This window comes from Nitrospirae bacterium YQR-1, from assembly GCA_039908095.1.
GTDB lineage: Bacteria > Nitrospirota > Thermodesulfovibrionia > Thermodesulfovibrionales > Magnetobacteriaceae > Magnetomonas.
Window position 1 is genome coordinate 53,473 of the sequence record JAMOBJ010000006.1, and the last position, 14,125, is coordinate 67,597.

Annotated in this window: 14 protein-coding genes; 13 read left to right on the top strand and 1 reads right to left on the bottom strand. The window is 44.5% G+C overall.

Annotated features, from left to right (window positions below):
• Positions 1-149: 149 nt before the first annotated feature.
• A complete protein-coding gene (tpx, locus tag H7844_05140; GenBank protein ID MEO5356667.1) occupies positions 150-656 on the bottom strand; it encodes a thiol peroxidase in 507 nt (168 codons plus the stop codon).
• A gap of 218 nt (positions 657-874) precedes the next feature.
• Here tpx and H7844_05145 point away from each other — a divergent pair, with 218 nt between their 5' ends.
• The 13 genes from H7844_05145 to aroC all read left to right on the top strand — a co-directional run bounded on the left by H7844_05145 (position 875) and on the right by aroC (position 14,082).
• Positions 875-1,060 carry a YlxR family protein gene (locus tag H7844_05145; protein ID MEO5356668.1) on the top strand — a complete coding sequence of 62 codons (186 nt, stop codon included), beginning with the start codon at positions 875-877 and terminating at the stop codon, positions 1,058-1,060.
• Entirely contained in the window at positions 1,060-3,402 is a 2,343-nt protein-coding gene (gene infB / locus H7844_05150) for a translation initiation factor IF-2 (protein MEO5356669.1), read from the top strand. Before H7844_05145 ends, infB begins: the two co-directional genes overlap by 1 nt.
• A 62-nt stretch (positions 3,403-3,464) precedes the next feature.
• Positions 3,465-3,743 carry a DUF503 domain-containing protein gene (locus H7844_05155; GenBank protein ID MEO5356670.1) on the top strand — a complete coding sequence of 93 codons (279 nt, stop codon included), beginning with the start codon at positions 3,465-3,467 and terminating at the stop codon, positions 3,741-3,743.
• 1 nt (position 3,744) lies between these two features.
• Positions 3,745-4,116 (top strand): 30S ribosome-binding factor RbfA, encoded by a 372-nt coding sequence (gene rbfA, locus H7844_05160; GenBank protein MEO5356671.1) that lies wholly within the window; start codon positions 3,745-3,747, stop codon positions 4,114-4,116.
• Entirely contained in the window at positions 4,091-5,086 is a 996-nt protein-coding gene (locus H7844_05165; GenBank protein MEO5356672.1) for a bifunctional oligoribonuclease/PAP phosphatase NrnA, read from the top strand. Before rbfA ends, H7844_05165 begins: the two co-directional genes overlap by 26 nt.
• Entirely contained in the window at positions 5,087-5,959 is an 873-nt protein-coding gene (gene truB, locus H7844_05170) for a tRNA pseudouridine(55) synthase TruB (protein MEO5356673.1), read from the top strand.
• Between the two features lie 419 nt (positions 5,960-6,378).
• Entirely contained in the window at positions 6,379-7,443 is a 1,065-nt protein-coding gene (locus H7844_05175) for a pilus assembly protein PilM (GenBank protein MEO5356674.1), read from the top strand.
• Entirely contained in the window at positions 7,440-8,024 is a 585-nt protein-coding gene (locus tag H7844_05180) for a PilN domain-containing protein (GenBank protein ID MEO5356675.1), read from the top strand. Before H7844_05175 ends, H7844_05180 begins: the two co-directional genes overlap by 4 nt.
• Positions 8,024-8,608 carry a type 4a pilus biogenesis protein PilO gene (locus tag H7844_05185; GenBank protein MEO5356676.1) on the top strand — a complete coding sequence of 195 codons (585 nt, stop codon included), beginning with the start codon at positions 8,024-8,026 and terminating at the stop codon, positions 8,606-8,608. The genes H7844_05180 and H7844_05185 overlap by 1 nt, the downstream gene beginning before the upstream one ends.
• Before the next feature lie 26 nt (positions 8,609-8,634).
• A complete protein-coding gene (locus tag H7844_05190) occupies positions 8,635-9,105 on the top strand; it encodes a pilus assembly protein PilP (GenBank protein ID MEO5356677.1) in 471 nt (156 codons plus the stop codon).
• A complete protein-coding gene (locus H7844_05195) occupies positions 9,102-10,421 on the top strand; it encodes an AMIN domain-containing protein (protein ID MEO5356678.1) in 1,320 nt (439 codons plus the stop codon). Before H7844_05190 ends, H7844_05195 begins: the two co-directional genes overlap by 4 nt.
• Before the next feature lie 79 nt (positions 10,422-10,500).
• Positions 10,501-12,792, top strand: coding sequence for a type IV pilus secretin PilQ (gene pilQ, locus H7844_05200; protein ID MEO5356679.1), 2,292 nt, complete (start codon positions 10,501-10,503; stop codon positions 12,790-12,792).
• Positions 12,793-12,900: 108 nt separating this feature from the next.
• Positions 12,901-14,082: a chorismate synthase gene (gene aroC / locus H7844_05205; GenBank protein ID MEO5356680.1), complete on the top strand. Its 1,182-nt coding sequence runs from the start codon at positions 12,901-12,903 to the stop codon at positions 14,080-14,082.
• Positions 14,083-14,125: the final 43 nt, after the last annotated feature.

The window sequence follows — 14,125 nt, forward strand, 5'->3', positions numbered from 1 at the left end:
TCTTATTATCTCCTTTTATTTCAACTCCTTTACTCGGTTTGCTTACCTCTATGTCGGTTTTCGGGGGGACATCTCCAAACTTTTATTAACAGTTTCTTTCTAAAAAAACACGGAAGCAGGCGGTTGCCTGCTCCCATTGTATCGGTCTGTTATTTAGCGGCGGCTATTGCCTTGCCGTAATCCGGTGGATTGGTAATCTCCGGCACTATTTCCATGTATTGAATGATGTCATTTTTATCAATAACGAAAACGGCGCGTGTAAGGAGCCTGAGTTCTTTTATCAAAACACCGTAATTTAAGCCAAATGATGCATCCTTGTAGTCGGAAAGGGTTTTCGTAGCGGCGCTTATGCCGGCAGTTGTACAAAACCTTGCATTGGCAAACGGTAAATCCATACTGACATTTATTACAACCGTGTCAGGGCCGAGCTTTGCCGCCTCTTCATTAAACTTTCTCAACTGTGCGTCACACACCGGAGTGTCAAGAGACGGGGTTACACTGATTACTTTTGTTTTTCCGGCAAAATCTTTAAGGGTAACCGCCCCCAGATTGTTGTCCATCATGGTGAAGTCCGGTGCCTTGCCGCCAACCTTTACCTCGTTTCCCGTGAGGGTTAACGCCCCTCCCTGAAATGTTATAACTCCTGTTCTGTCCATATAAACCTCCTTAATTATTTTTGGAACCTTTCAACAATTTTATAATAATTTACTGGAGTTTGTAAAGATTTCCCTGTCTTTTAACAAAAAATAACAGATGTTTATTGCATAAAAAGATTTCGTTATGATAACATGAATAAGTGGTGCCGAAATATCCTCAAAGGACCTGTATATCCTGCAGAGCCAAAAGGGGCAAAACAGAGCTTTTGAGGCTTGTTGTGGAAGACGGCAAACTTCTTTATGACCAAAAGAGGGTGCTTGGCGGAAGAGGTTATCACGTGTGTCCTGATGTGCGGTGCATAGAAGTGTTAATAAGAGGAAAAAGGCTCAAAAGGATTTTTAAGGTTGAGGTTGAAAGCCTGCACCAACTAAAAGAGTTGTTAATATCGGAGGTGATTACTTAGTGGCTATGATTAGAGTTAACGAATTGGCAAAGACCCTTTCTGTGAGTAATAAAGAGATTCTTGCCGCCATAGAAAAAATGGGCATTGAGGGCAAAACCCATTCATCAGGTTTACAGCCTGAGTTAGTGGAAAAAGTCAAAGCGCAGTTGGCAGCCAAAACACCTAAACAGGAAGCCGGCGTAAAAACAGCCCCATCAAACAAACAAAAACAGCCCCATCAACAATCCGCCCACCCGGTCGCTACAAAATTTGAGCCACATAAGAAGCAGCAGCCTCCTGAGCCAAGGGTTCAATCTCATAAGCCGCCTCATCAACCTCCAGTTGCTAAAGTTGTAGCCGTACAGCTGCCGGTTACTCCCGCCGCTGAGGAAGAGGAAGAGGTGGTAATACCCGACAGATTTAAAAAGAAAGTTGATATAGAAAAAGTTGAGAGGGTGAAACCAAAGTTAAGTATGCAAAGAGCCTTCCAGTCGATAAGGAAGGTTGAGCAAAAAAAGATTTTTGATGCAAGGCCCGGCAAGAAATCCTTAAAGGGCAGGCAAGTACAAAAAAGCATCGGATTAAAGCAGCCGTTGCTTCCGACTGCCCCGCGCAAGAAATTAATTAAAATTCAGGAAGGCGCTACGGTTAATGATTTTGCCAGGTTGATAGGACAAAAAACATCAGAGGTTATCAAGAAATTCATGGAATTAGGCACCATGCCGACAATAAATCAGGTAGTGGATATGGATGCAGCTCTGATGGTGGCGGAAGCATTCGGCATAAAGGTAGAGGCAGCCGAGGTAGAGAACTATGAGGCCTATGAGGAGTTGGCTGAGGATGAAAACCTTATTCTGCGTCCCCCTGTTGTCACCATCATGGGGCACGTTGACCACGGCAAGACCTCCCTTTTAGATGCTCTGAGAAAGACAAAGGTTACGGAGTCGGAAGCCGGCGGCATCACTCAGCATATAGGTGCATATAAGGTGCGTCTGAAGGGTAAAGAAATTGTGTTTTTGGATACACCCGGCCATGAAGCATTTACATCGATGAGGGCACGTGGGGCTAAGGTCACCGACATTGTAGTCCTTGTTGTTGCCGCTGACGACGGCGTTATGCCGCAGACCATTGAGGCCATAGACCATGCAAGGGCGGCCAATGTCCCCATAGTTGTGGCTATTAATAAGATAGATAAGGGCAATGCCGACGTGGAGAGAATAAAAAAAGAACTCTCAGAGCACGATGTAATTTCTGAGGAGTGGGGCGGGAAAAATATCTTTGTTCAAGTATCGGCCAAGAAGCTCATCGGCATCGAGGACCTTCTTGAAATGATAGTGCTTCAGGCGGAGATGATGGAGCTCAGGGCAAATCCCAACAAACCTGCGCGGGGAGTTGTCATAGAATCACGCCTTGACAAAGGGCGCGGTGCTGTAGCTACTGTGCTGATTCAAAGCGGAAAACTCATGGTTAGTGATGTGTTCGTGACAGGTTTTAGTTTTGGTAAAGTGCGGGCACTCATTGATGACGAGGGGGCAAAGATAGTAGAGGCCGGACCTTCAACTCCAGTGGAGGTTGTCGGGTTTTCAGATGTGCCAGATGCAGGGGAATCCTTTATGGTTGTTGATGAGGAAAAGAGGGCACGGCAGATAATAATGGCCAGAAGACAAAAAACTCAGACAACCCATGCAGTGCATCCTAAGAAGTTAAACCTTGACGAGCTTTATGCCAAAATAAAAGAACAGGCCATAAAGGAACTCAACTTAATTATAAAATCCGATGTTCAGGGCTCTGCCGAGGCACTGAAGAGCTCTCTTGAAAACATTAAGCATCAGGAGGTTAAAGTAAAGGTAATACACTCTTCAACAGGCGGGATAAACGACTCGGACGTTATGCTTGCCTCAGCTTCAAATGCTATAATGATCGGTTTTAATGTCAGGGCGGATGCTAAATCATCAAAACTTGCCGAGCGTGAGGGCGTTGACATCCGATTCTATAATGTTATCTATGACGCCATAGACGATGTTAAGAAAGCTCTCGAGGGTCTCCTTGAGCCTACCCTTAAAGAGGTGATTCTTGGCACTGCCGAGGTTAAGCAGACTTTCTATATATCCAAGATAGGCACAGTGGCCGGCTGTCTGGTTACTGAGGGTTCAATACAGAGATCATCTGAGGGTATCAGGGTTATCAGAGACAACATAGTTATTTATGATGGTAAAATAGACACACTTAAAAGATTTAAAGATGATATAAAAGAGGCTTTGAAAGGTTATGAGTGCGGCATTGTCGTTGAAAACTACAATGATCTGAAGGCCGGAGATATTTTAGAAAATTATAAGATAGAAAAGGTAGCCGGAAAGCTCTAAGCGGGGGGAAGCCGGTTTTACACGCTGCCCTGAGCGGCTACAATGCCGGTTAAGTTGACGGATTGATTATTGGTGTTTTAGAAATGGACTTGTATTTGCCGGAGTCCGGTTCTTTAAAGTCCAAGAGGTTTGTTGTTAAATCTCTGAAGGACAGGATTAAGAATAAATTTAATGTATCGGTGGCCGAGGAGGCCAATGATTTATGGCAGAGGGTATCCCTCTACTGTGTTTGTATATCAAATGATGCTAAACTGGTACATAAAACCATGGAAAGTGTTAAAGATATGACGGAAAAAGAACCTCGTGTAGAGATACTTGATTACAGGCTGGAGATGTCCTGATATGCACCCATTCAAGCGGGCACAGAGAGTGTCGGTTTCACTCAGAGAGGATATAGCTGAAGTGGTTCTGACAAAAATAAAAGACCCCCGGCTTGGTTTTGTAACAATTACGGATGTTTCCGTCTCAGAGGACCTCAAGAGCGCAAGGGTTTTTGTCAGCACTCTTAAGAAAGAGGATATTGAGCAAACCCTTAAGATACTAAACTCTGCGGCAGGGTTTGTCAGAAGGGAAATATCAAAAACCATTAAGATGAAAGTTATACCGGTTTTGACTTTTTCTGAGGACAAGTCCATAACTTATGGATCCAAAATAGATGAAATCTTTGATAAAATACATGGAGATGCTTATGAATCCACCAGAGAACCTGATTAGAGAAATCAGGGAAAACAATCAGTTCTATATAGTGCCTCATGTGTTTCCCGACGGGGATGCAGTGGGCTCATCGCTTGCCCTTGCCGAGGCTCTTATGTGTATGGGAAAACAGGTTGCTATAAAGTCCAGAGACGCTCTCCCCGCCCAGTATTCTTTTCTTTCCGGCTCTCAGATGTTTTCAAATGATTTCAGCTTCCCTGAGGCCCTGTCAACTGTTCTTATCATAGTTGATTGCAACACTGCACAGCGGGCGGCGGTTGAAAAGGTACAATTTAAAAAAACGCTTGTAATAGACCACCACTTGATGGGAGACGGCGACTATGAAACAGAGGGGGAGGTAAGTGCGGATGAGGGCGACGGAGGGCACTTTAGTGATGCACACTGGATAGTGTCTAAAAGCCCTGCAACCGGCCTTCTGATATATTATTTGATAAATGCGCTTTCGGTTGATATGACAAAATCCATGGCCGAAAACCTCTACACAGCTATTGCTTTTGACACCGGCTCATTTCGGTTTGGCAATACCACTGCCGATGCATTGGGCGTTTGTGCCAAACTGGTTGACTCAGGTGTAAGTCCCTCATATATCGCCGACAGTCTTTACAATAACTGGTCTGAGGCTAAATTTATGTTATTTAAACAGATGATGTCCTCTTTGGACATCCATGGCTTTGTGTCAACAGCGGTAGTGACTGAGGCAATGTTTAAGGAGACAGGGGCGGTTGGGGAAGATACCGAGAATTTTGTGAATTTCCCTCTGATGGTTAACTCCGTAAAGATTTCAGCATTTTTCAGAGAGTACAGCCCTGGGACGTGGAAGGTGTCACTTCGTTCACAGGGAGATATAAATGTAGCCGCCATAGCCGGTAACTTTGGCGGTGGCGGGCATAGAAATGCAGCAGGATTCAGGGTTTCCGGCACGATAGAAACACTTAAGGAAAACTTACTTGAGAAGTTAAAAGCACTGTAGGTGCTTACGGATTTAGTTATAAACCTCAATAAGCCCTGTGGCATAACATCTCATGGGGCAATACAGAGATTGAAGTCCATCCTTAAAGCCAAAAAAGCAGGCCATAGCGGCACCTTGGACCCTCTGGCTGAAGGTGTGCTTGTTGTGATGACCGGCAGGGCTACAAAACTTGCCGGATACTTTGTCGGCCTTAACAAGGAATACGTGGCAACAATCAGGCTGGGTGTTGCCACCGATACCCTTGACAGAGAGGGTCGGGTGGTTAGGGAATCAGCCGTAAGTGCGGATGTCTCAGAACACATAAACGCAGCACTCAGCTGTTTTACAGGGGCGATAGAGCAAACGCCCCCGATGTTTTCCGCTCTTAAGTCAAACGGGCAGCCGTTGTATAAACTGGCACGGCAGGGGATAGAGATAAATAGGGCAAAACGCCCGGTAACCATATATGAAATCGAGATGCTGGATTATAAAAATCCTTTTTTAACTATACGGGTACTCTGCTCCAAAGGGACTTACATTCGGGCGCTGGCTGCTGATTTGGCAGAGGAATTAGGTACTTGCGGGCATATTCACAGCCTTGTGCGGACAAAGGTTGGTGGTTTTACAATCAATGATTCCTTTCAGTTAGAAAAACCAGCCTCTGAAAACATGGGGATTTATTCAATGGATGCGGCACTGTCCCATCTTCATGAAATCGCTCTTGATGCTGCTGAGATGAGGGACTTTTTAAACGGCAGAATTATAAATTCCATGCCGGCTACAGACTCAGGGGTTCCCTTTTACAGAGTCAAAGATTCCGGCGGAACTCTTGTGGCAATAGCACAAAGACTGGAGGATGGCATAAGGTTACAGACAATGCTTGGAAGCAGGTAATCAGCTGAGGCAGATTATAGCGGCGCAAGATACTTAAAAGAAAAAAACTGGATTCCAGCTCGTAGGCGGGAATGACAAAGGAGGGCGTCATTCCTTTTTCTTTTTAGTCATTCTTTTTTCCTTTTCTGTTATTCTTTTTTTTCTGTCATTCCGAGCGAAAGCCGGAATCCAGTATTTATCATTGACTACTGGCATTTTTCAAAATAATCGTTTCTGATGCATTTTGCCCCTCTGTAAATTGATGATAACATTATAATAACACAGGAATTTAGTGAAAATATATGAAGTTCTTAAATATATCAAAAATAAAGAGTCTGCCGTGGAAATAGTTAAAGCTGTTTTTTAATGTTTTTTGTTAAGTGTGTAGAAAAAATAGAAAAAACACTTGACAAGATTGTTAAATTATGTAAAAATTCACAATGTTGGAATTGTTAGGAAGTAAATCGCTTCTTGGGTTGGATATAGGTTCTTCTTCTATAAAGGCCGTCCAGCTGAAAGATACACGGGACGGTTACGAGCTGGAGCTGTTCGATTACATTGAATTAGCCCCCTCTATAATAGTGGAAGATAATATTGCCGACACTGCCAAATTGTCGGAGGCGATAAAAGAGCTGATAAAAAAAGTCCGTATCAAAAGTAAAAATGTGGTTATATCACTGTCCGGGCACTCATCGGTTATAATTAAAAAGATAGTGCTGCCGGAGATGACAGAGGAAGTGTTAAACGAAAACATTCGTTATGAGGCCGAACAGTACGTGCCTTTTGGCATAGAGGATGTAAATCTTGATTACCAGATAATAGGACCTGCGGAGGAGCAGGGGCAGATTGATGTTGTGCTTGTGGCCGTAAAGAAGGATTTTTTAAACAGTTATATACATGCAGTCAAGGAAGCCGGGCTTAATCCTGTGATAGTGGATGTAGATGCCTTTGCTCTTGAAAACATGTATGAAATCAACTACAAGGTAAAGGGAGAGGAACCTAAAAACATAGCAATAGTAAACGTTGGAGCATCGAAAGTGACGTTAAACATACTGAAAACCGGTATTTCCGTATTTACTAAAGACAGCTCAATCGGGAGCATGATTCACACGGAGTCTCTAATGCGTGAGTTTAAGCTGCCTTATGAGACGGCACAACGCCTAAAGCGCGGTGAGTCTGTAGATGGGGTTTCACCGGAGGATGCTAAAACGGTGCTTATGAGTGCTAATGAGCAAATTATAATGGAGATACGCAGATCCCTTGATTATTTCAGTGACTCTCCTGAGATGGAAGCTATAGATGAAATTATGATTGGAGGGGGCGGAAGTCTTGTTCATGGATTGAAAGAAGGGCTGTCTGAACGGACAGGTTACCAGGTGACTCATATTAACCCATTTAAAAATATGAAAATCCCAAAGAGCTTTGATCTGAAGCAACTGGATTTAATAGCGCCCATAGCCGCAGTGGCCGTGGGACTGGCAATAAGGAAAATCGGCGACAGATGATAAAAATAAACCTTCTTCCACTGGAAGGGAAAGCAAGGAGGAGGAAGAAAGCTGCTGCGCCGGTACCGGCAACTTTACTTTTTATAATACTTGTATTTATTATCTCCGCTGGCGCAGCCCTGTTTATGTATATTCATCTGTCCGGAAAAGTAACAAAAATGAAGAAAGAGAAAGCTCAAAAAGACGTCCTGCTTGCTGATTTGAAAAAAAAGATAGGTGATGTTGATAAGCTTGAGCAGAAGCTCAAAAAGATAGAAGACAATAAAAAGGTTATAATGCAGTTAAGGGCGGCTCAGAGCGTCCCGGTAAAGGTGCTTGACGAGCTCAGTAAGCTGCTGCCTGATAACGTATGGTTTAACAAATTAAACATTTCGGACAACAAGATAGCAATGGATGGTACAGCGTTTACTAATGATGATGTGGTCATTTTTGTAGAAAACCTGAAGAACTCTAAACTCTTTAAGGACACAACATTGCGCAGGGCAACCGGCTCTTCAACTTCAGATGTAAATGTGGTCAGTTACTCAATAGAGTTGGCGATAAACACGGAAGAGCCAAAAGACGGAGCCGCCAAACATTAGTGGAAAAGATAGACCTTGATAAACTGCCCCAGTGGCAGAGGATATTGTTTATAGTGCTGCCTCTTATTCTCGTGGCGGTACCATTTTATCTTGTGATATACAGCCCTAAGACTGCTGAGATAAAAAAATTAAAAACGGCGATAAAGTCGTTGGATGATGAGATAACAAAGGCTCAAAAGAAAGTAGCCAACCTTGCAAGACTAAAGGAAGAGCTGGCCCAGGCGGAGGTGGATTATGCAGAGATAAAAAGGCAGCTTCCCGTGGAAGGTGAGATTTCAAGCCTCCTTAAGCAGTTATCGGATGACTGCAAACGTTCCGGCCTTGTGATAGCTCTGTGGGAGCCACTGCCCAGGGCGGAACATGCAAGCGGGATTCTGTATGAAACCCGTGTCAGGCTTGATATAAGAGGCTCATACCACCAATTGGGGGACTTCTTAAGCAGAATAACCTCCCTTAACAGGATTGTAAATGTATCTCAGATGACACTCAGTAAGGCTGATAAGGCAGGCAAAGATGATGTAATGCTGTCTATCAACTTAAACACAAGCACTTTTACATCTAAACCTGAACCGGAGGGCAACTGAAAAAGCCTGCTTTTATAGCACCACTGATGGTATTGGCGGCATTGTTTGCCTCTGAAGGTGCGCTGTTTGCTGAGAACCCTCCAGAAGAGGTGCCGCCGGCTCCTGTTGCCAGAATCCCTAAACCTGTAATCTATCCATACAACGCAATGGGAAGGCGTGACCCCTTCATGTCTATAATTGACTTAAATAAAAGGAAACGTACTGAGACTAAAGAGGGTAAAAAGAGGAGAGTGCTCTCTCCGCTTGAGCTTGTTGATTTAGGCTCAATACAGCTCTCAGGTATACTCTCGGACCCTCAGGGCAAATACGCATTGGTTACTATTACCGGCGGAAAGTCCTTTGTAATAAGGGAAGGAACGCCGATAGGGCCAAATGGTGGCATAGTGTCAAAAATTAACTCTGATAATTTTATAATTACAGAGGAAAGCACAGATCCATACGGGAAGCCGGTACCGATTACTACTAAAATCAGGCTAAGAAAAGAGGAGGAGGAGTGACGGGAAGAGGAAACGCTGTCTTAGCCGGTCTCATCCTTCTATTGCTTTGCAATTGTACGTCTGTTAAGAAAGACTCTGAGAGTGCCGCCTCCGGCGCTCTTAACAAAATAACCAATATAGAGATTTCCGGATTTAATATAAAAGTGGAAGCCGTGGAGCCGTTTAACTATGAGATTTTGCACTCAGACAGCCGTTTAACACACGGTGTGTTTCTGCAGGGGGTCAGTGCCGAGGGGTTTGACGGTAAAACACTCTCCTCAGGGCAGGGAACGCCTGCGGTGGTGATTGCCGTAAGCGGCACTGCGGACAATGTAACCGTCTCAGAGAGCAGCAATTTGGAGATAACTTCTGATTCAGCCTTTACCATTGAGCCGTTACAGGAAGGTAACATCCTTAAAATGAAACTATTGCGTGCCGAGGAGAGTATGAAAACGATTGACTCCGGCACAATGGGTAAGTTCATAACCGGTATAGAGTTTAAACAAACTGATGACACCTCTGTTGTGGAGATAGCAGGAGACGGCCCTCTGGTTCCGGATGTGTTTAGCCTTGAGGGGCGTATTGTTGTTGATATACCGTCAGTGCAGCTGTTTCCGATGGCTCAGGTAAGGGTGCAAAGTCCGCTGACTGGAATAAGATGGGGACAGCATAAAGATAAAGTAAGGATTGTACTTGATTTAGCCGATAAGGTTAAGTATGATGTGCAACTGCATAACAAAGGCCTCTCGGTAAGGCTCTCGGCTCAGAGTAAGATGGAAGACATCCGGAGCACAAAAAAGCTGACAGATGATTTGCTTCAGAAATCTACGCCTGAGACAGCCGTCGCCAAAGCGCCTGACTTTAAGGACCATCTCATATCACTTGATTTTAAAGATGCAGATGTGGTCTCCATAATAAGGCTTATATCTGAAGTAAGCGGGGCAAACATTGTGTTAGACCCGGGTGTAGCCGGTAAGATAACGATAAAACTAAAGGATATGTCCTGGCAAAAGGCACTTGATCTGATACTGCGGACACATAACCTTGAAAAGACAGTCATTGACAACACTATCAGGATATACAACCCGCAGAGCAATAAAGCAGCAACTGATACAGAGGAAACAACAGGCCGCCAGATAGTAATAAAAGATTTAAATATAACGCTGACCGGTCTTAACGGAAGCGTAAAGACGATAAGAAAGGCCAATATAACCTCGGAAAACGGCAAACTAAGACTTGATTTAAATGTTACCGTGGATTCGGCCAAACATCCGGTTAAAGCAAAAACCACAAGGAAACCACTTAAAAAACATAAGAAAAAAGGCAGCCGGCTTTAGGGCCACGGAGGGTCTCATATGTGTTTTAGATGTTTATACTGTTTCAGAGCTATAGCGTGAGGGAGGTAAAGTGAAGAATATGAATTTACCGCTAAGAAAAGTGAGAGTTTTTTTATCGCTTATTTTATTGTTATTAATTATGTCTGCACTGAATGGCTGTACGTCTAGGCAGGGTGTAAGAGAACATGTGCCGGGGGAGACCGATGCCGGCGGCAAAGTGCTCAAAACTGTTGATATTTACGATTATGCCGTCAGATTTACAGTTACTGAGGGGTTTGACTATGCCGTAACACGTGACGGAGACCCTTTTAAAATATTTGTTGAATTAAAGGGAGTGCAGCCCGGGCATTTTACAGACCGCCTTATGTCTAAGAAAGAGGGAATAACAGAAATAAAGTTTCAAGCAAAGACACTGCCGGTTGTTTCCACAATCGCTGAGATATCCATGGCCGCACCGTTTGAGACAACTCACTTTATCAGCGGTGACGTACTGACGGTAAATATGACAAAACAGACCGGCTCAGACAGGGCGGCAGGTGATGCAGCGGATTTTGACGGCCTAATAGAGAAAGTAAGTTCAGAGCAGGGTGCTTCCGCCGGTAAAAAAGCCGCCGCTATAACGGGCGTACAGTTTAAACGGGATAAGGACACGGTAAATGTGATTATCAAGGGCGACGGCAAGCTGGTCCCGGATGTCTCGAAATACGATGACCATCTTGTTATGGATCTTGCCGGAGTTACGTTGGCAGCCGCCGCGCCCGATAAGGTTGCCGCCCCTGTAAAGGGTTTTAAATGGAACATCAGAAACGGCGGAGTCCGTATTGTGATGGATCTTGATAAGGGTACAAGTTCAAAGGTGTTGACAGGAGTTGACACCTTAACCGTGTCATTAACGACAGTTGATATGGTGGAAGACGCGGCAAAGAGCTCCTTAGCTGTACCTTCAAAGGCAGTGGAAGGGAGTGAGGCTAAAAGCTCAGGGAAAACCAGCCCTGATGCAATGACTAAGTATGTTGAACAGGTCTCCGACGATCAGAAAGCTACAGTGAGTTCCTGCGGTAAAAGCCTCCCCTGTGGCTCACAGAACACTCTGGTTCTGGATTTCCAGAATGCAGATATTGTCTCTGTGTTTAAGCTTCTTTCTCAAGAAAGCGGCTGTAATATTGTGGTTGATTCAGACGTGAAAGGGACAACCACCATGCAGGTAAAAGATGCCCTCTGGTACCAGGTTATGGAGCTTATACTGAAAACGAACTCCCCGGCTCTTGGCTGTGACGTCAACGGTAATATAATAAGAATTGCCACGCGGACAACCCTTGATAATGAAAAGAAACGGGAACTGGATGCTGCAAGAGCAGAGTCTGACCTGAAGGTTACCAAAGAGGCTATCGAGGACCTGGTGACAAAGATTTTTCATATAAACTATGCAAAAGTTGATGATGTTAAGGCATTTCTTCAAAACAAAGACAGTAATATGTTATCACCCAGGGGAAGTATAACATCGGATGCAAGGACAGGTTCCTTGATAGTAAGAGACCTGCAGAAGGTGATGAATGAAATAGATAAGATGATAAAGCGTCTTGACCAGCCCACAGCGCAGGTACTAATAGAGGCAAGGATTGTGGAAGTTTCAAATAACGTGGTGGACACTATAGGGGTCAGTTGGGGTGGATACCAAAAATATGATTCATCGCAGGGGTGGAAATTAGGTACCGGTGTTGCAGGGCAGGGCAGTTTAACCGGCTCTACGTACCTTGCGGATTTACCAACCGCAGTGGGAGGCACAAGCAGCAGTATTGTTTTGGGATTCCTCAACGCCCTTGGCACCCTGGGCCTTGACCTTAAGCTGCAAGCCCTTGAGTCGGCTGATAAGGGGAAAATACTGACCAGCCCCAGAGTTCTGACGATGGATAACCAAAAGGCAACAATATCGCAGGGAGAGAGCATTCCTTACCCGCAGATATCCACCTCCGGAGGTTCAAGCGTAGTATCAGCAGCTTTTAAGGATGTCACTGTAAGTATTTCAGTTACGCCGCAGGTAACACCGGACAATTCAATCATAATGGCTGTGAACATAACCAAAGAGGATTATGTCAGTATGACAACAATCGGTGGAAGCGAGGCTCCGCGTACAAAGAAGATTTCCGAGGATACAAAGGTACTCATAAAAAATGGGGAAACACTGGTTTTAGGCGGCATATTCAAGCAAGATATAAAGGAATCTGAGGAAGGCACAAAGTGGTTTAAGGATATTCCCGTATTAGGCTGGTTATTTAAGAGCGATTCAGTAACTAAAAACAACAGTGAATATCTGATTTTTATAACCCCCCGGATTCTCAACAGAGATGCAGATGATGGTGCAACAGGTTAAATCATAATAAGTTCAGCTGTTGCCCACCCTTAAATGTTTGTGTTATAAAACGGGCAGGCGGCTGGACTTATATATTTTATAAAAATGCACAGGGAATTTTATAAATAAATGCCCCACTTAAGAATACTTTCAGGCGGCGAGTCTCACGGTAAGGCTCTTGTTGCAATAGTAGAGGGTATGCCGTCAAACCTTTCCATAGAGGCTGAAGATATAAATCTGGATTTAAAGAGGCGCCAACTGGGGTATGGCAGGGGTGGCAGGATGAAAATAGAAAGCGACAGTGTGGAGTTTCTCTCAGGGGTCAGATGGGGCAAAACACTGGGCTCGCCCATAACGTTAAAAATAGACAACCGTGACTGGAAAAACTGGGTGGCAGGTATGTCTGCTGAGCCCTTGCAAAACGGCGGTATTGCGGCGGTAACCAGGCCACGTCCGGGACACGCTGACCTCTGTGGTGCGATAAAGTATGGTTTTAAAGATGTAAGAAATGTTCTTGAGAGATCATCGGCACGGGAGACTGCGATGAGGGTAGCCGTCGGCGCTCTGTGTAAAAAGTTTATAGGACAATTTGGAATTAAAACAGGGAGCTTTGTGATAAACATAGGCGGGGTTGGTAAGCGCTCTTCAGAGGCTTATAACGACCCTGGAGCATTAGAGCGGCTTCATCAGAGAGCGGAAGGCTCAGAGGTCAGATGTCCCTATCAGGAAGACGGCCAACGTATGGTTAGCGCAATACAGGTGGCCACAGAGCGGGGAGATACTCTGGGCGGGATATTTGAAGTGTTTGCAGTTAATGTGCCGGTAGGGTTGGGAAGCCACGTACAATGGGACAGAAAGATTGACGGCCTTTTAGCGCAAGCTGTTATGACGATTCAGGCTGTAAAAGGGGTGGAGACCGGCAGTGGTTTTGACATGGCGCTACATCCAGGCTCAGATGTTATGGATGAAATATATTATGAAAAGAGCAGTGGATTTGTAAGGAAGACCAATAATTGCGGAGGCATAGAGGGAGGCATGTCTAACGGTATGCCGATTCTTATAAGGGCTGCGATGAAGCCGATTCCGACTCAGCGAAGAGCCCTTAAATCCGTGGATATAGAAACAAAAATTCCCATAGAGGCCACATATGAACGCTCTGATGTTTGTGCCGTGCCGGCTTGCTCGGTTATAGCCGAGGCTGTGATGGCTACAACTATTGCCGGCCTGTTGCTTACAAAGTTTGGGGGCGATACTATGGATGAGACAATTGGGAACTTTAAAAAGTATATGGAATATGTAAGAGATTTTTAGTTTATGAAAAAGAATCAGAAATATTAATCAGACTAATAAAATT